Genomic DNA, 16,802 nt, shown 5'->3' with positions numbered 1-16,802 from the left:
ATGTATGGTTTGGGTGTCAGGATTTGGTCAAGGTAGGCGCTTTCTCCTTCTTTGCGGCGGGTGTCTTTGCCGAGCTGTTCTTGAAGCGGAAGCTGTCGTTTCCGGTCTCCAGGATGTGGCAATGATGGGTGAGGCGATCGAGGAGCGCCGTCGTCATCTTGGCATCGCCGAAGACGGCGGCCCATTCACTGAAGCTCAAGTTGGTGGTGATGACGACGCTGGTGCGCTCGTAGAGCGTGCTCAGCAGATGGAACAGCAGCGCTCCACCTGATGCGCTGAAGGGAAGGTATCCAAGTTCGTCCAGGATGACGAGATCGGAATGGGCGAGCCGGTTGGCGATCTGGCCGGCCTTTCCCTGGGCCTTCTGCTGCTCAAGGGCGTTGACGAGTTCGACGGTGGAGAAGAAGCGGACACGCTTGCGATGATGCTCGACTGCCTGCACGCCGAGAGCTGTGGCGATGTGGGTCTTTCCGGTGCCTGGACCTCCGACAAGCACGACGTTGTTGGCCTCGTCCATGAACTCACAGCGATGGAGTTGGCGCACGAGGGCCTCGTTGATCTCGCTGCTGGCGAAGTCAAAGCCGGCCAGGTCGCGATAGACGGGGAAGCGGGCTGCCTTGAGCTGATAGGCGGTGGATCTGACCTCCCGTTCTGCCATCTCGGCCTTCAGCAGTTGCGACAGGATCGGGATGGCGGCCTCGAAGGCTGGAGAGGCCTGCTCGGTGAGCTCGGCGACGGCTTGCGCCATGCCGTGCATCTTGAGGCTCCTGAGCATAATGACGATGGGGCCGCTGGCGGGATCATGACGCATGGCGTACCTCCCGAGCCTGGCGCAGCGCATCGTAGCGCTCGACATTGGCCTGCGGCTCCTTGGCCAGGCTCAGCGCCTGCGGCGCATCCACGACCGGCGTCGCGATCGGCTTGCCATCGACCAGCCTGTGCAGGAGATTGAGGATGTGGACCTTGGTCGGAACCCCGGCCTCGAATGCCATCTCCACTGCCGCCAGCACGGCCTGCTCGTCATGCTGCAGGACAAGGGCCAGGATCTCGACCATCTCCCGATCGCCGCCGGACTTCCTGAGCAGATGCTGCTGCAGCCGTTTGAACGCTTCGGGGAGCTCTGTGAAGGGTGCGCCGTTGCGTAGAGCACCTGGCTTGCGCTGGATGACCGCCAGATAGTGACGCCAGTCGTAGACGGTTCGACCGGGACCGTCATGCGACCGTTCGATGATGCGGCGGTGCTCGCAGAGGAGCTGCCCTTCGGCGGCAACCACAATCCGTTCCGGGTAAACCCTTAGGCTCACAGGCCGGTTGGCGAAGGATGCCGGCACGCTGTAGCGGTTGCGCTCCAGATGAACCAGGCAGGTCGGAGAGACCCGCTTGGTGTATTCGACGAAGCCGTCGAAGAGGCGAGGCATCGGCATCAGGAACTGAGCCTCCTCAGCCCGGATGTCCTCGATCGTTCCGGGTCTGAGGCCATGGGGAATCTGTTGCCACAGCTCCCGGCACCGCTGCTCTAGCCAGTCGTTCAGCGCCTCCAGAGATGGAAAGCGCGGCATCGGCTGCCACAACCGGTGGCGGGCATCCTGGACGTTCTTCTCGACCTGTCCCTTCTTCCAGCCCGAGGCTGGATTGCAGAACTCGGCCTCGAACAGATAGTGGCTGGCCATCGCCGAGAAGCGGGCATTGACCTGGCGATCCTTGCCCCGGCCGATCCTGTCGACCGCAGTGCGCATGTTATCGTAGATCCCGCGCCGCGGAACGCCACCCAGAACCGGGAAGGCGTGGTTGTGTGCATCGAACAGCATCTCGTGCGTCTGAAGGGGATAAGCTCGCACGACAAAGGCACGGCTGTAGCTCAGCTTGAAATGCGCAACCTGCAGCTTGGTGCGCTCGCCGCCGAGAACCGCCCAGTCGTCCGACCAGCCGAACTGGAAGGCTTCCCCTGGTTCGAACGCCAACGGCACGAAGGTGCCGCGCCCGCTCGTTTGCATCTGGCGCTGACGCTCTTCTTTCCAAGCACGCGCAAAGGCTGCGACACGGCCATAAGAACCCTCGTAGCCGAGACTCATCAGGTCGGCGTGCAACTGCTTGATCGTGCGCTTCTGCTTGCGCGGCCTATTCGCTTCCGTCCTCAGCCAGGCCGACAGCCGCTCCGCATAGGCATCGAGCTTGCTCGGCCGCTCCGGCACCCGAAAGCGGGGCTCGACCTCGTCGGATCGCAGGTATTTGCGGATGGTGTTCCGCGACAGCCCCGTGCGCCGCCCAATCTCCCGGATCGAAAGTCCTTCCCGCAGATGCCAGCGCCGGATAACGCTCAATAACGCCATGTCTATCACTCCAAGGTCCCCTGCGTTCATCAAGCAGGGGTGGGTTCAAACATGGGTCACTTCTCGATGGAAAAATCCCTCAATCCCGGGTCAGCTCTCAGCGGAAATCAACAGACGCCCTCCGGCAACGCATTGACGAGCTTGAACGGCTTCTTGGTGAAAGGGACGGCAAATGACCGGCAAATTCTCCAGGGACCGCAATCGACTTTCCAACCTTGAAAAATTGATCGGCGCTAACCGTCCGACGAACCTCGACATGCTTTCGGACGATCAACGCGAACAATATTCTACATGGCTTCGAACATTCGAGAACGTGGCCGCGATCGTTGGAGCGGAGGAAGCCTATCGTTATTCCCTGAATTATCGTCCCGATGAAATCGACACCATCTTGTCCGCGCTTTCCGGTCCCTTGGCGATCCAACCGACCGACAGTCCGGCAGTCGCGGCGGACAAGTGGCTGAGAACGCTATCGCAGTGACATTCTAGAGCTGGCCGAAAGTGCCCACTTGTCGGATGAGCTACCTGCCGGCAGACTACTAATCAAAAATCGCGAACCAGGATTTAGCTCCGGCTGACGAAGGAACCTTCAATTGACTTTCAAGATACGGCTTCGCTCGGCACTTCAAATGGCATCGCATCGGGCCAGGTGGTCTGTTCTGGCCAAGGTCGGAAGCTCGACGGCAATGAGACTGACAATATTGGTTCCATTTATCGGATCATTTCTGTTGTTTAATGAGGTCACAGTGCGTCTATTATCTTTGCCATCATTTACGTTGAAGGACTTCGGCATGGATGCTCCGGTGCAAACATTTCCAAAAAATTTGTATTTTACATATTTCGGCTTATGCTCTCTCGGAATTGGGTCGATACTCTTTTCATTTTTTTGCCCAACCGAGATTGCTGATGAAATCAATATCAAGAAATTTGTTATCGACTCTCCATCATCTTCTGATTCTCCAGTTATCGCGAAAGATGATTTTCATCGCGTACTGAACATACGATTCGAGCATATCTATGCGAGCGATGACGACACTGAACGCCTTGATTATCCAGATGAGTTGAAAGGTAATTTCGACTCATTGATGGGCGAATTATACAAATCCTTTGATCTTGGAGACGCGGTGGACGGAGACGACTACCCATCAGTCATGCTTCCTACCGGTTATTTAGAGTCCCCGATAGGGGATCAGGAAACCCCACGCCTTTAGGCGGCTGGGATTGAGTCGCATCCTGTGTAGATTGGCTTTATGGAAGCGTACAAGCGTGGCAGCCACACAGCTTGGGACTGTAAGTATCATCTGGTGTGGGTGACGAAGTACCGCTACGCGGTGCTTGGCGGTGATGTCGGCAACCGCTGCCGAGAATTGCTACGGGAGACTGCGCGAGCGCACGAGATGGTCATTCACGCCGGGTCGATCAACCGTGACCATGTGCATATGCTGTTGTCGATCCCGCCGCGCCTGTCTGTATCGCGCGCCGTGCAGCACCTGAAAGGGCGCAGTTCGCACAAGTTGCTGAGTGAGTTCGGGATATTGCGCAAGCGCTACTGGGGTCAGCATCTGTGGGCGCGGGGCTATTGGGTGACGACGAGCGGCAACGTCACGGACGAGATGTGGATGGAGTACATTAAGAACCAGATGCCACCCGAGCCCGATGACGAGTTCAACGTGACGTGAGTGAATGCCGCGTCCGCCGACGGCGGACCGATCCGGCTTTGAGCCGTAACCCGAAGCCACCGCCTCTTAGGCGGTGGAGCATTCACGCGGCTGGGATAGCAAAAATGGTTTGGGGGAACATTAAGATAAACTGACATATAGCGCTACCATTTTACGAGGCCGCACCAGATTTTGCAAGAGATATATCGTACGTACTTTACAAGTACTTAAATTATTCAAGGTTTTACCAAAGGATTTCAGTATCAATACTGTATATAATCGGATTTCTCCTTCTGCCCAAGCCAGCTATCCATGTATTTTATCTAATATCCAAAACAGTATATTTTTCTAGAGGTTTCGTATTTCACACTGCAAAGCTATCAAAGCGGTTGCCGGTTAGCCTCTAATTCCCGCCGCGCGATTTCGAGATGCCGTTCAATGTCGGCACGATCAGTCGGATCAATGGCCGATCGTTTGGCATGTTCCATTTCCCGAGCGAATTGCTGCCACGCTTTGCGCTTGTCGAACGGGGTTGGCGGATCAATGAACATGGCGTGGTCATTACCACAGTTTGCCGATCGTGGCACTCATTCACTGGGTTTCAGCCGAGACAGAGCCGCCCAAATGGCATTGAACTCTATTTGCGTAATCTCTCGCGTTTCGATTCCGGGTTGATCGGTCCCTCCTACGGGCGGCAGTTTCCCTTCGGGCAAATAATCGCCGTCAAGACCTCCGGGATGCGCGAGAAGGACGCGACCGTCTTTGAAGATTTGTACCGCTCTTGAACCAAGGTTTTGAGCGTCGCATTCGAAATAATAGACCGTAGGGAGATCGGTAGGATCCGTTGAAGAAAGCGAGACCGACGAAATCCAGCGAACCGGCGGACCGTACTCAGGAAGATAATAGGTCGCGCCCCGTCTGTTCTGATATCTCATCATAATGGCACCGGCAGGCAGGAAGGTCGCAAGCGATTGGCTGCGGGTAGATCAATGCGCCGTCGTGACTACCACAGTCTGCCGATCGAATGCCGATTTTCACCGGTCCGGTCGGATGGCGATTTCGGATCGAATAAATTGGCGGGTCAGGGTTTGGCGGGTTGGAATTGGTGGGTTGCCGGCATTTTTTGTAAGAAACCGCAGAATTCCGGGCTTTTTGGGATTGACTTGGCGGAGAGGGGGTCTGCCATAAGATTGAGTGCATATAGCCCCATGCAATCTCTTTTATCATTGATTTAGTTAGGCTATTGGTACATTTCTGCATCCTTCATGTCCCAATCGATAACAATCGATCTCATTCCATCTTCCGCGTTGTGATGGGCTGGATGATGGTCTAATGCAATGTCTGGAGACCGACTGCCGCAGGAATCGCCACGTGCTGACCGATGCAAAAGCCCGGAAAATCAGGCCAATCGACAAACCGATTTCTGATCCCTCCGTCACAGGCCTGTATCTCTTTCCATCGCCGACAGCCGGCACTGGCAAGTGGGTATTGCGTTTCGTTTCGCCTGAAAACGGTAGACGACGCGACATGGGTCTCGGCAGCTATCCCGTCGTATCACTTCGGGATGCAAGAGAGCGGGCCTTGGAAGCACGGCAACTAATCGCAGACAACAAGGATCCGATCGAACAACGCAGCCGGGGCGTGGATGAGGCACTCCGGGTGGCGAAGATACCGACTTTTGAGGCCGCCGCACGAAACCTGCATGCCGACCTGGCTCCCGGTTTCCGCAACGCGAAACATCGAGATCAGTGGCTCGCTACTCTTGTGCAGTATGTATTTCCAACGATTGGACGGATTCTCGTGAATGAATTGCGAGCCCAGGACTTCGCCACCTGCCTGAAGCCTATATGGCTGGCGAAGCCGGAGACAGCGTCTCGCGTCAAACAGCGCTGTGACGCCGTCATGATCAGTTGCGCGGCGCTAGGGTTTGTGGTGGCGAGTCCCGTTGGCGTTGTGAATGCTTTGCTTCCCAAACAACCCGGCAAACGAGAGCGTGTCGAACACCAACCGGCGTTGCCTTGGAGACAACTACCGGAATTCGTCCGTGACGTCCTTCATACCGGCCCAGCGACCGATACCAAGGCCATGCTCGAGCTTTTGATACTCACCGGCGCTCGCTCTGGTGAAGTGAGGATGATGACGTGCGATGAGATAGATTTTGCAAAGGCGGTTTGGACTATTCCCGCCTCGCGTATGAAGACAAAGGTCGCTCACCGCGTACCACTCTCGGCTCGGGCGATCACGATCCTGGAAGGCCGGCATTCCAAATCTGAGGAGCAACACGGATTGGTTTTTCCTTCACGGAAGGATACAGCGATCAGCGACATGACGCTGACCAAGTTCCTACGCGATCGCAACGTGCAAAGCGACATTGCAGGAAGAGCGGCGACGGCGCACGGTTTTCGTTCAAGCTTCAGAGACTGGGCGTCCGAGCACGGCTATCCACGTGACCTTGCAGAGCGGGCGCTCGCTCACACCGTTCGCAACGCCACAGAGGCTGCATATCACCGCACCGATCTTCTCGAACAGCGACGCGGGATGATGTCGGAATGGGAAGAATTCATACTGGCCCGAAGGTAAATAGCTCCCGCAGCGTCCGATGGACGGACTAACGACGTCCGTGCCCGTGATGTTCGCTCGCACATAGTCGCTGGTTCCACCTTGGCAACTTATTTGTGGCTGGGGTGGCGACCCCGTGAGTTCATTTGACGACCCGCCACCGACAGTTCGCAATCGAGCATTGAGGAACATCAGTGCTGTTTGAGCGCGCCCTGCCCGACCGTTCGGAAAACGGTCGTTTGGCGTACAAGGGCGAGTCGCAATCTGGATAGGCGTCTTACTCAGACTGGACGTCGGCAATGCGCCCCATTTCGGCCGCTCCGATGATTGGCTGGCTATCCCAAAAGCAGACATCAATCTGTAGCGCTGTGGTTCAGAAGCTATGACGGCGCGCACTTCACGAAACCGTCCGCCGTATCGCTGAGGGATATCTCCTTGTCGTGGTGCCCGGTCGCCTCGGCATGTGAACGTGCCCACCGGGGCAGCCCACCACTGCCCGCGCGACGTCGTCCGTCCGTGGCCCGGAAGTTCCATTCGCCTCGTCGGGCGAACCATCGCGATCACGTTGGCTACAACGCGCTGACGTTGCCCTTGGCCGTGGCGGGCCACGTCACGTCGCTCGTCGCTGCCGTGGCGATGTCGACCTCGTCGATCCATGTCGTGGCCAACTCGCTACGGACGCTCTCTGAGAGGCGCGAGCCGACCTCGAAGGCGGACGTCCGGCGTCCGGCGCGGCATAACCTAGCTTCTGGCGGGCTGGTTCCCGTTGCCTTGGGATGGCGCTGGCAGGCCTGCTTGCCTTCCTGTGGCCGATGACGAGGGGACAGCTCGAAGTTCTCGACGGCGCGGCGGAGCTCCCACCTCGTCGGGGCAGGTCCCATACGGTCGTAAACCGGAGATCAGTCTTGGTTCTCTCCGCGAGAAAGCCCCACCCATTCGCCAGTGATCGAGCCGTCGACATGGATGTCGATGAGCAACGGCCGGTTGAGGTTGGCGAGCGCGGCCTCGACCAGGTCGAGATCCGCGAGCGTCCTGACGTCAATGCCATCGCCCCCGAGAGCCCGCGCCACCGCCGGTAGGTCGGGGTTCTCGAAGCGCGCATAGTCGAGGTTCCAGCCGCGATGCTCGAGATGCTTGATCTCGGCGCCATAGGCCTCGTCGTTCATGACGATGACGACCATAGGCAGCTTCGCACGCACGGCGGTGTCGAATTCCGGCAGGGCCATCATAAGGCCACCGTCGCCGCAGATCGCCACGGAAACGCGGTCGGGCCGGGCTACCGCCGCGCCGATCGCCGACGAAAGCCCGAGGCCGATGCAGCCGAAGCTGGGCGTGAAGAGAAAGCCGCGCTGATCCTGCACCTTTAGTTCACGGATCGGGAACTCGAAGAAATGCCCGCCATCCGTCGTCACGGTGCGATTGGCCGGCAGAATCGCGTCCAAGCGACGGCTTACCGCGGTAGGATGCAGCCTATCTGTTGCCGGAAGCTCCTCTGGCTCGATGTCGCCGATGTCGACATTCCACCAGACGCGACGGTCCCGGGCCTGCGGTAGATCTGCAAGAAGGCGATCGGTGGCGATACTCGCATCTGCCACGAGGCGGACGTCGGAGTTGACCTGCGAGCGCTCGAATGCCGCGGCATTCCAGTCGCAGTGCAGCAACTGCGCCTGCGGGAACGCTTTGCCGCCGCGCGTGGTCCACAAGTTCAGGCCGGCGCCGAACACGGCGACGACATCAGCGTATTTCAGAATCTTGTTCGTCCGTGCAGAGCCGAAGCCGCCGCACACACCGAGGCTGAGTTCATTGCCTTCCGCGGCGCCCGCAGCCAGGAGCGACGTGGTAACGACCGCATTCAGCCGCTCGGCAAGCTTGAGCAGGGACGGGACCGCACCAGCCAGCACGGCACCGCGACCGATGAGAATGGCGGGCCGCCTGGCGCCGCCCAAGGCAGCTTCGAACTTCCGAAACTGCCCTTCGTCGATTGCGGGAAGTGCGGGTTGAGGTTCCTCGGGCGGTGGGCCGTCCGCAACGGGCACGTCCTCCCGAAGCAGAGAGGACAGGAAGCTCAGCACGACCGGCTTCCTGATCCTGGAGATGAGGTCGAACGCTCGCGTCACCGCGTGCTGAACGTCCTCGGCGCGATCGATCATGATCAAGGTCGCTTCCGCGCCCGCGATCAGCGCTTCCTGATCCATGCGCTGGAGGTTTTTCCAGTCGTCCGCCGGATTGTGAGAGGTGAGGATAAGAATCTGCGCGCTGGACCGCACCGCGGAGATGATGGCGCCAATACAATTGGCGATGGCCGGACCGTATGTCAGCGTGGCGAGACCGAAACCGCCAGTGGCATTTGCGTAGCCCACCGCCATCGAAACCGCGCCGGCATCATGACGCGACCCTATGTAACGCACGCCACAGCGCTCCTGTAGATCGCACAGCAAGTCGAGGTTTCCCTCGCCCATCAGCCCGAAGACGTCCCGCAGTCCACTGTTGTAGATTTCGTCCGCTATAACGGAATAGCCTGGCACCTTTCGCAACATCGCTTCCTTCACCGTTGAGGCCCGTCGAATGCATTCAGAGAGCCACCCTCGCGTTTGCGTATCTGGCGTAGATCGAGAGTGTCAACGTAGAGCTGATATTGAGGCATTGGGGAGCGATCGCCTTGTCGGTCGCTGGGTAGCTGCAGGCGTGATCGTCTTGAGATGGGCGATAAGCACCGTCCTCGGACGGCACGAGAGTCCGGATGCATCGCAGGAAAGTTCCCCAGGGTCTTATCGAAATATCTCTATGAAATAGTTAGATAGCTGACCTTTTGCCGGACCCGCGTCGCGTGGTCGGACGGCCCCTAGGCTCCGTTGGCGAACACGGAATGGGGAGGTTCAAGGGGCGCACGACTCCATGATATGACCCGCCACCTCGAGGAGGCTTTACGTTGCTGACAACTGGCTGACGGTACTGAGGAAATATCGGTTGTTCCGACAGGTGAAATTGTCATGGAGGCTGCCGCTCCAGTCTTCCCGCATGTGCAGACTCCGCCCGGAGGGAGTGTGTCTGGCGCGGGTAAGGGACAGCGATGTTTCACCTGGTGGAATTACTGGAAAAACGGGAGGCTGCGGTTTGACCTTTCGTTCGGCCTGTTGATAGCGTTCCCGGACCAAAGTTGGCATCCGGCGCCGCGTGTCTGACGCGGGTCCGATGTCGGCGAAAGCGTCTGGGAGGATCGCGTGATGAAGTTCAAATATCGAGGTTTTATTCTCGCCGCAGCGATTGCGTCGGCAGTCGTGGCAACCGCGAGCGCATTTGCGCAGGACTGGCCGACACGCCCGGTGACGCTGGTCGGGCCCTTCGGAGCCGGCGGCAGCACCGATCTCATTGCTCGCATTGTCTCTGAGGAGATGAGCAAAGGGCTCGGGCAGCCGATCGTCGTCGAAGCGCGGCCGGGCTCGTCCGGCATCGTCGGGGTCAGTTACGCCCAGCGGGCGAAACCGGACGGCTATACGCTCGTCATGGGAACCAGCGGCACACACGCGTCCAACCCAACCATCATTGCCGACCTGCCATACGATCCCATCAAGGACTTCGTGCCGGTCAGCCAGTTCACGATCGCCGAACACGTGCTGGCAGTTCATCCGTCGGTTCCGGCCGAGAACATCACCCAGCTCATCGAGTATGCGCGCGCCAATCCTGGCGTCCTCAACTACGGCTCGGCCGGCGTCGCCTCGATCCAGCATATCGGTGGTGCGCTTCTGGAGCAGATGGCAGGCGTCAAGATGGTTCACGTGCCCTATTCCGGCAGCGCTCCTGCGATCGCGGATCTCATGGCCGGCAATATCGACATGGTGTTCGGTGCTCTCGCAGAGCTGATGCCGCAGATCCAGAGCGGCGGGCTGCGCGCCATCGCGGTCACGGCGCTCAAGCGCTCCCAACTGCTGCCCGACGTGCCGACCATTGCGGAGACCCTTCCGGGCTTCGAGCTGGCCTCCTGGCAGGGAATGTTCGCACCGGCGGGCACGCCACCGGAGGTCATCGACCGTCTGGCCAAGGAGGTCGCGCGCGCCTTCACCGTAGAGGAGATGCGCTCGAAGCTGGTCAATCAAGGTCTGCTTCCCGTCGGATCGTCACCGGACGAGTTCAAGGCGTTCCTCCCGCAGTCCATCGAACAGTGGCGAAAGATGAACCGGCTCGCCGGCGCGAACGTGATCAATTGAGGCAATGGCCCCGGGCGTCCGGCTTCGGCCTGCCGCCCGGGGCCGGTGTCCGGCCACCCGCATTGCCGATCCCTGTTCGGGCCAGTGCGTGCCGTTGAACTTACGGCTTCTGATCGCTGCCGCCTCAGTCATCTGGTATCCGTCTCCGGGATTCCCTTCACGTTTTTCGACGTAGTTGAATGGACTCGCTTCTAGCGGCGCTCGCCGACGATGTTGCCACAATTGTCACTAAAGGAGGCGTTGATGGAAGTCAGACGAATTGGCACGACCACCGACCTCCTCGGAGAAAGCTGCGTCTGGTCGACGAGCGAGCAGGCGCTCTACTGGGTTGACATCCGCCAGCCGGCGCTCCGGCGGCTGAACTATTCCGACGGAAGGGTCGACACGTTCGAAATGCCCGAACTGGCAGGTGCGGTGTGTCTGCGCGAAGGCGGCGGCGTCATGCTGGCCTTGCAGGACAGCATCGCCCATTTCGACCCGGTGACGTCCTCCCTGGAGAAGGTGGCGCGTGCGCTGGACACCTTTCCCAACATTCGCTTCAACGACAGCCGTGTCGATCCGCAGGGACGGTTCTGGGCCGGGACAATGGATGACGTCGCTCGCGGCGCGGTCGGCACGCTCTATCGCCTGGACAGCGGCCATCGCATGACGGCGGTTCTGCACCCAATTGTCATATCCAACAGCCTCGCCTTCAGCCCCGACAGCCGGACAATGTATTTCAGCGACACCGTATCACATGAGATCTGGGCCTATGACTTCGATTCCGTGTCCGGAATGCCGTCCAATCGCCGCGTTTTCGCGACCGTTCCGGCGCCTGCGACACCTGACGGCTCAACCGTGGATGCAGAAGGATATCTGTGGAACGCGGAGTGGGATGGCGCCCGCGTGGTACGCTATGCTCCGGACGGTCAGATCGATCGCATCATCCCGATGCCGGTGCAGAGGCCTACCTGCTGCACATTTGGCGGTCGTGATATGACGACGCTGTTCGTGACGACTGCAAGCCTGAGGCTGAACGCTGTCGAACGCGCAGCGCAGCCGATGGCAGGTGGGCTTCTGGCATTGGAGGTGGGGGTCAAGGGCGTAGCCGATCCGGCCTACCGCCCTTAGCGCGACGCGACTGCGGACACTGCAGACGAGTCAGCGCGAGAATTCTTGATGGAACTGCCAAGACTGTGTCTGCAGGCGAGGAAATTCGCGTACGACGTATCTGACGATTTTTTAGCCGTCTGATCCAATGCGGTGGGGAGCCCAAATGCCACGATTGAAAAGCTCGTCTGATCTGGGAGCCGGCATACTTCTTGTCGCCATCCCGCTCGCGTTCCTGATGGCAGGACGAAATCTCGAGCACGGCACACTGTCCAATATGGGACCGGGACAATTTCCCCGCTACGTCGCCGTCCTGGCGCTCCTGATCGGCTTGGTGCTGATCGGAAAAGGCATAATGGCCGAGAACGTCGCGCTGCCCAGGCTCGCATTCCGGCCTCTGGCATGTGTCCTGGCTTCTGTGGCCTTCTTCGGCTTCGCAATCGATACGCTCGGCCTCGCCCTGACCGCGATCTTCACCGTCGTTCTCGCAGGTCTGGCGGTGTCCGAGCCGAAGTGGCGCCACATCGCGATGCTCGCTGTCGGCATGTCGGTCTTCGTCTCGCTGGTCTTCGTCAAAGGTCTAGGCCTTCCGATTCCGCTCTGGCCGCAGCTCTGATCATGTCGCTGTTTGAAAATCTGGAGATCGGCTTCGCCACCGCGCTGACGTTGCAGAACCTCTCCATTGCCTTCGTAGGCTGCTTCGTCGGCACACTCATTGGCGTTCTTCCCGGTCTCGGTCCGCTCGCAACCACGGCGATGCTGCTGCCGATGACCTATTACTTTCCGGCGGAATCCGCGCTCATCATGCTTGCGGGCATCTACTACGGCGCTCAGTACGGTGGATCGACGACCGCGATCCTGGTCAATCTCCCAGGCGAGAGTTCCTCTGCCGTCACGTGTATCGACGGCTACCAGATGGCGCGCAACGGCCGTGCCGGATCCGCGCTGGCAATTGCGGCTCTGGCATCCTTCGCCGCGGGAACGATCGCGACCGTCGTCATCGCGCTGTTCGCGCCGCCGCTGTCGTTGATCCCGCTGTATCTGTCACCAGCGGATTATTTCTCGCTGATGCTCTTCGGGCTGGTGGGCGCGACCGCCTTGTCGAGTGGCTCCCAGCTCAAGTCTGTCGGCATGGTGCTGCTGGGCATCCTGCTCGGACTGATTGGCATTGACATCAACAGCGGTGTCCAGCGCTTCACCCTCGGGTCTGTCGAAATGCTCGACGGGATCGACTTCGTGCCGCTTGCGATTGGCATTTTCGGTCTCGCCGACATCCTCGCAAACCTGATGCGGGGACCGGAATCCGGGAAAGATGTCCTCACGTCCAAGATTACCCATCTCTGGCCGACCAGGGAGGAGTTCTCCAGGGCCTGGCCGGCCGCTCTCCGCGGAACGGGGATCGGGTCGGTCCTTGGAATTCTGCCGGGTGGGGGCGCGCTCTTGAGTGCTTTTGCGTCCTACACTCTGGAGAAGAAGATCTCGAAGACCCCCGAGAGATTCGGAAAGGGCGCCGTCGAAGGGGTGGCTGGGCCAGAAGCCGCGAACAATGCAGGCGCGCAGACCTCGTTCATTCCGATGCTGACGCTCGGAATTCCGTCCAACGCAATGATGGCGATCATGATGGGCGCCTTGATGATCCAGGGCATCACGCCAGGACCCCAAGTCATGACCCAACGTCCCGAACTGTTCTGGGGCCTCATTGCCAGCATGTGGATCGGGAACATCATGCTTGTCGTGATCAACCTGCCGCTGGTTGGACTCTGGGTGTCGCTTCTGCGCATCCCGTACTCGATCCTGTTTCCGGCGATCGTCGTCATCTGCTGCATCGGCGCCTACAGCGTCAGCAACAGCCCGTTCGACGTTGTGATGGCTGCCGCTCTCGCGCTCCTGGGTTTCCTGTTCATAAGGTACGACTGCCCGCCAGCCCCCCTCGCTCTGGGCTTCATCCTGGGGCCGATGATGGAGGAGAACTTCCGACGCGCAATGCTCCTGTCGCGCGGCAACCTGGAGACGTTCGTCGTCAATCCGGTCAGCTTCGTCCTGCTGATCTTTGCCGTGGTTCTCGCCGTATCGATGGCGCTTCCGTCCCTTAGTCGGCGGCGTGAACAGGTTTTTCAGGAAGACTGACCGAGAGGGCTTTCGAAGCAACGCAACACTTTTGTTATCATGAGAAATTACGTCCCCCTTTTCTGGATTCGTGTACAATGTCGCTTGATCAATTTTCAGTGTATTTTTCATGTAGTTCCGATAGACGAAATAGTACTGATTTCCATTTGAATCGGGGCGGCATCGTCTTTACCCCTTGCCATGTTGGTGGTGAGTGGCTGAGCAGGGTGCAGGTCGATACCGCCCCAACCGCAAAAACGACCACGCGCGGTGTCATTCGAGCCCTGGCGAGAGTTCAGGGAAGGCAAGCGCGTGTAGAGGTTGATGCCTCCCCCCTCTGACCGAGCTGGCTGCTCGTTACGCATACGAAAAAATGGGAGGATGGAATGACAATGTTTTTCAAGCTCGGGACCAAACGCATAGTGTTCGGCAGTGCCGTTAAGCGGCTGCGCTCGGTAGCGCACATGACCGCGCACCTGTTGCGCCCGCACGCCCTTTCAGTCGTCGCAGGCCTGGCGGTTGCCGCGAGCGCGGTCTTCGCGGGCATGCCTGCACAGGCGCAGAGCTACCCGGATCGTCCGGTCACCATCGTGGTGCCCTATGGACCGGGGGGGCTTTCCGACGCAATGGGCCGCTTAGCGGCATCAAGCCTGCAGGATGCGCTCAAGCAGCCTTTCGTGGTCGACAACCGCCCCGGCGCGGCCGGCACGATCGGCGCCAACCGTGTCGCCCAATCCGATCCAAACGGCTACACCATCTTGCAGCATACGAGCGTGATCGCGATTCACACCGTGTTCAACAAGAAGCTGACCTTCAATCCCCTGAAGGACATTGTCCCGGTGACCATCCTTGGCAAAGGGCCCCAGGTGCTTTTGGTCACCCCCGATGTGCCCGTTTCCAACGTGACCGAACTCATAGACTACATCAATGACAATCCGGGCAAGCTCAACTACGCTTCGACCGGCATAGGCTCCACGCCGCACCTGATGAGCGAGCGTTTCTTGCGTGGCTCAAATCTTGATATCACCCACATTCCCTACGCTGACAGCGGCACAGCCCATTTGGGGCTGATGGGAGGCCAGGTGCATATCATGTTCGACTCCATATCGGCGCTGGAGATGATCCGGAGCGGCAAGGTCAAGGCGATTGCGGTTACGTCCGAAACCCGCTGGCCGGAATTGCCTAACGTTCCCACCATGCAGGAGCAGGGCCTTCCCGAAATGACTGTCGGCCTCTGGACCGCTCTCTTTGTGCCCGCAGATACTTCGAAGGAAATCATCGATCGGATCGCTTCCGCCATTGGTGAAGCGGCGACCACCGATAATTTCAAGACCGTTGCCGAGCACGCCGGCATGCTCGCTATCGGCAGCACGCCGGCCGAGGCCGCCAAGACCTTCGCTGCCGACGTCCAGGCCTGGCAGAAGCTCGCCGACAGCGGCTTCGCGCTCAAAGAATAATTTCCAACTGGCGATGCCCGGCAATGCCTTTGCATCGCCGGGCACTACGCGCGCGACAAGCGCAAGGATCTTAGCGACATCGCCGGCGCCATGGGCGTTGAACGACAAGAAATGCCCAGGGCCGTGCCGGTAGGTTGGGCGGTTGGCGTCTCAGCTTGCTGCGATGGGGACGCAACTCGCGACGATCGCGTCGGCTCGAGTTTCGGATGGTGAAATGTGCGAAAACTCCTCCAAATCCTCGATCCGACGTCGCTAGGCTACATTCCGAGGCAACAAAGGGAGGAACTCATGAATCGCAGGGGTTTGCTCAAGCACGGGGTGCGTGCGGCCGGCGGCCTACTCGCCATGCCGGCCGTCGCCAGGTCGCAACCGGTGGTGACCTGGAAGCTGGCTTCGATTTTTCCAAAGACGCTGGATGTCCAGTTCAGCACCACCGAGACGATCGCTAGGATCGCAAGCGAACTGACGGACGGCAACTTTCAGATCCAGATTTTCGCCGCGGGTGAGATTGTCCCGCCGCTTCAGATCCTCGACGCGGTGCAGGCCGGCACGGTCCAGGCTGGCCACACCGCCCTCTACTATGCCATCGGCAAGGATCCCGCCTTCGCCATCCCGACATCGATCCCATTCGGCATGAACCAGCGGCAACAGAACGCGTGGATGTACGAGGGCGGCGGCATCGACCTTTGCAACCAGTTCCTCGCAAAGTACAATGTCTACCACTTGCCGGCGGGCAACAGTGGCGGTCAGATGGGTGGGTGGTTCCGCAAGGAAATCAAAAGCCTGCAGGATTTTGTCGGGCTGAAGTTCCGCACAGCGGGCATCGGCGGCGAAGTGATGAGCCGCATGGGCGCGGTGCCGCAGACGATCCCGGCCGGCGAGATCTATGCTGCTCTAGAGCGTGGCGTCATCGATGGCGCCGAATGGGTCGCGCCATACGACGATGAGCGGCTCGGCTTCGTGAAGGTGGCGCCCTATTACTACCTGCCGGGCTTCACCGAAGGCCAATCTGTCGTCAACGCGATCTTCAACCTGGAGGCCTGGAACCAATTGCCACGCAGCTATCAGGAAATTCTGCGCAACGCGTGCAGCTACGCCAACGTGACGATGCCGGCCAAGATGGATGCCCGCAATCCGCCCGCGCTGAAGCGGCTGGTGGCCGCCGGTGCTCAGCTCCGCGCATTTCCCGAAGAGGTGGTGGAAGCGGGCCGAACTGCTTCCAGGCAGATCATGGACGAATTCGCGGCCAAGAGCCCGGATTTCAAGATCCTCTACGATTCCTACTCTTCCTTCCTTCAGGACGTGTACCTGTGGTTCTCCGCCCAGGAGATCCAGTATGACAACATCATGGTAAAGGGACTGAAGAAGGCCTGACCGGGCTCCGCACGGCAGGGTCCGATT

General features: G+C 59.5%; 15 protein-coding genes and 1 pseudogene. 10 read left to right on the top strand and 6 right to left on the bottom strand.

The window, feature by feature from the left end:
- Positions 1-16: 16 nt before the first annotated feature.
- Together istB and istA are read right to left on the bottom strand one after the other, a co-directional pair.
- A complete protein-coding gene (gene istB, locus ACSBOB_RS06690; protein WP_442581665.1) occupies positions 17-811 on the bottom strand; it encodes an IS21-like element helper ATPase IstB in 795 nt (264 codons plus the stop codon).
- Positions 801-2,330 carry an IS21 family transposase gene (gene istA / locus ACSBOB_RS06685; RefSeq protein ID WP_442581664.1) on the bottom strand — a complete coding sequence of 510 codons (1,530 nt, stop codon included), beginning with the start codon at positions 2,328-2,330 and terminating at the stop codon, positions 801-803. Before istA ends, istB begins: the two co-directional genes overlap by 11 nt.
- A 172-nt stretch (positions 2,331-2,502) precedes the next feature.
- Here istA and ACSBOB_RS06680 point away from each other — a divergent pair, with 172 nt between their 5' ends.
- The 3 genes from ACSBOB_RS06680 to tnpA all read left to right on the top strand — a co-directional run bounded on the left by ACSBOB_RS06680 (position 2,503) and on the right by tnpA (position 4,006).
- Positions 2,503-2,808: a hypothetical protein gene (locus ACSBOB_RS06680; RefSeq protein WP_442581663.1), complete on the top strand. Its 306-nt coding sequence runs from the start codon at positions 2,503-2,505 to the stop codon at positions 2,806-2,808.
- A 205-nt stretch (positions 2,809-3,013) separates the two neighbouring features.
- Positions 3,014-3,538, top strand: coding sequence for a hypothetical protein (locus ACSBOB_RS06675; RefSeq protein ID WP_442581662.1), 525 nt, complete (start codon positions 3,014-3,016; stop codon positions 3,536-3,538).
- Positions 3,539-3,577: 39 nt separating this feature from the next.
- Positions 3,578-4,006 carry an IS200/IS605 family transposase gene (gene tnpA, locus ACSBOB_RS06670; RefSeq protein ID WP_442577413.1) on the top strand — a complete coding sequence of 143 codons (429 nt, stop codon included), beginning with the start codon at positions 3,578-3,580 and terminating at the stop codon, positions 4,004-4,006.
- A 359-nt stretch (positions 4,007-4,365) separates the two neighbouring features.
- On the opposite strand, the gene ACSBOB_RS06665 is transcribed toward tnpA, so the two are convergent.
- On the bottom strand, positions 4,366-4,536 hold the full coding sequence (locus ACSBOB_RS06665) for a hypothetical protein (RefSeq protein WP_442581661.1): 171 nt from the start codon (positions 4,534-4,536) through the stop codon (positions 4,366-4,368).
- A gap of 36 nt (positions 4,537-4,572) precedes the next feature.
- On the bottom strand, positions 4,573-4,920 hold the full coding sequence (locus tag ACSBOB_RS06660) for a DUF6881 domain-containing protein (protein WP_442583662.1): 348 nt from the start codon (positions 4,918-4,920) through the stop codon (positions 4,573-4,575).
- A gap of 436 nt (positions 4,921-5,356) precedes the next feature.
- Here ACSBOB_RS06660 and ACSBOB_RS06655 point away from each other — a divergent pair, with 436 nt between their 5' ends.
- Positions 5,357-6,565: a tyrosine-type recombinase/integrase gene (locus tag ACSBOB_RS06655; protein ID WP_442581660.1), complete on the top strand. Its 1,209-nt coding sequence runs from the start codon at positions 5,357-5,359 to the stop codon at positions 6,563-6,565.
- 878 nt (positions 6,566-7,443) lie between these two features.
- Here ACSBOB_RS06655 and ACSBOB_RS06650 read toward each other — a convergent pair.
- Positions 7,444-8,739, bottom strand: a complete 1,296-nt coding sequence (locus ACSBOB_RS06650) for a thiamine pyrophosphate-binding protein (RefSeq protein WP_442583661.1) — start codon at positions 8,737-8,739, stop codon at positions 7,444-7,446.
- Between the two features lie 45 nt (positions 8,740-8,784).
- Positions 8,785-9,003 (bottom strand): annotated as a pseudogene (locus ACSBOB_RS06645) (thiamine pyrophosphate-binding protein); the annotation flags it as partial.
- 765 nt (positions 9,004-9,768) lie between these two features.
- On the opposite strand from ACSBOB_RS06645, the gene ACSBOB_RS06640 reads away from it, so the two are divergent.
- The 6 genes from ACSBOB_RS06640 to ACSBOB_RS06615 all read left to right on the top strand — a co-directional run bounded on the left by ACSBOB_RS06640 (position 9,769) and on the right by ACSBOB_RS06615 (position 16,775).
- Complete coding sequence (locus ACSBOB_RS06640) at positions 9,769-10,749, top strand: Bug family tripartite tricarboxylate transporter substrate binding protein (protein ID WP_442583660.1); 981 nt, start codon at positions 9,769-9,771, stop codon at positions 10,747-10,749.
- 243 nt (positions 10,750-10,992) lie between these two features.
- Positions 10,993-11,859 carry an SMP-30/gluconolactonase/LRE family protein gene (locus tag ACSBOB_RS06635; RefSeq protein WP_442583659.1) on the top strand — a complete coding sequence of 289 codons (867 nt, stop codon included), beginning with the start codon at positions 10,993-10,995 and terminating at the stop codon, positions 11,857-11,859.
- A gap of 145 nt (positions 11,860-12,004) precedes the next feature.
- Positions 12,005-12,454: a tripartite tricarboxylate transporter TctB family protein gene (locus ACSBOB_RS06630; protein WP_442581659.1), complete on the top strand. Its 450-nt coding sequence runs from the start codon at positions 12,005-12,007 to the stop codon at positions 12,452-12,454.
- 2 nt (positions 12,455-12,456) lie between these two features.
- Complete coding sequence (locus tag ACSBOB_RS06625; RefSeq protein WP_442581658.1) at positions 12,457-13,965, top strand: tripartite tricarboxylate transporter permease; 1,509 nt, start codon at positions 12,457-12,459, stop codon at positions 13,963-13,965.
- Positions 13,966-14,330: 365 nt separating this feature from the next.
- The gene (locus ACSBOB_RS06620; protein ID WP_442581657.1) at positions 14,331-15,401 is read left to right on the top strand and encodes a Bug family tripartite tricarboxylate transporter substrate binding protein; all 1,071 of its coding nucleotides are present in this window, start codon (positions 14,331-14,333) and stop codon (positions 15,399-15,401) included.
- A gap of 288 nt (positions 15,402-15,689) precedes the next feature.
- Positions 15,690-16,775 (top strand): TRAP transporter substrate-binding protein, encoded by a 1,086-nt coding sequence (locus ACSBOB_RS06615; protein ID WP_442581656.1) that lies wholly within the window; start codon positions 15,690-15,692, stop codon positions 16,773-16,775.
- Positions 16,776-16,802: the final 27 nt, after the last annotated feature.

The organism is Mesorhizobium sp. KACC 23794 (genome assembly GCF_052180275.1).
Taxonomy (GTDB): Bacteria; Pseudomonadota; Alphaproteobacteria; order Rhizobiales; family Rhizobiaceae; genus Kumtagia.
The sequence above is the reverse complement of the archived record's forward strand: the minus strand, read 5'-3'. Positions and strand labels throughout refer to the sequence as shown.

Bases quoted from the DNA above. Each gene is read 5' to 3' on its own strand.
- ACSBOB_RS06615 (WP_442581656.1), top strand. From the start codon at position 15,690: ATGAATCGCAGGGGTTTGCTCAAGCACGGGGTGCGTGCGGCCGGCGGC.
- ACSBOB_RS06640 (WP_442583660.1), top strand. From the start codon at position 9,769: ATGAAGTTCAAATATCGAGGTTTTATTCTCGCCGCAGCGATTGCGTCG.
- ACSBOB_RS06675 (WP_442581662.1), top strand. From the start codon at position 3,014: ATGAGACTGACAATATTGGTTCCATTTATCGGATCATTTCTGTTGTTT.
- ACSBOB_RS06620 (WP_442581657.1), top strand. From the start codon at position 14,331: ATGACAATGTTTTTCAAGCTCGGGACCAAACGCATAGTGTTCGGCAGT.
- ACSBOB_RS06635 (WP_442583659.1), top strand. From the start codon at position 10,993: ATGGAAGTCAGACGAATTGGCACGACCACCGACCTCCTCGGAGAAAGC.
- ACSBOB_RS06625 (WP_442581658.1), top strand. From the start codon at position 12,457: ATGTCGCTGTTTGAAAATCTGGAGATCGGCTTCGCCACCGCGCTGACG.
- ACSBOB_RS06680 (WP_442581663.1), top strand. From the start codon at position 2,503: ATGACCGGCAAATTCTCCAGGGACCGCAATCGACTTTCCAACCTTGAA.
- istB (WP_442581665.1), bottom strand. From the start codon at position 811: ATGCGTCATGATCCCGCCAGCGGCCCCATCGTCATTATGCTCAGGAGC.
- ACSBOB_RS06660 (WP_442583662.1), bottom strand. From the start codon at position 4,920: ATGAGATATCAGAACAGACGGGGCGCGACCTATTATCTTCCTGAGTAC.
- istA (WP_442581664.1), bottom strand. From the start codon at position 2,330: ATGGCGTTATTGAGCGTTATCCGGCGCTGGCATCTGCGGGAAGGACTT.
- ACSBOB_RS06650 (WP_442583661.1), bottom strand. From the start codon at position 8,739: ATGGATCAGGAAGCGCTGATCGCGGGCGCGGAAGCGACCTTGATCATG.
- ACSBOB_RS06665 (WP_442581661.1), bottom strand. From the start codon at position 4,536: ATGTTCATTGATCCGCCAACCCCGTTCGACAAGCGCAAAGCGTGGCAG.
- tnpA (WP_442577413.1), top strand. From the start codon at position 3,578: ATGGAAGCGTACAAGCGTGGCAGCCACACAGCTTGGGACTGTAAGTAT.
- ACSBOB_RS06630 (WP_442581659.1), top strand. From the start codon at position 12,005: ATGCCACGATTGAAAAGCTCGTCTGATCTGGGAGCCGGCATACTTCTT.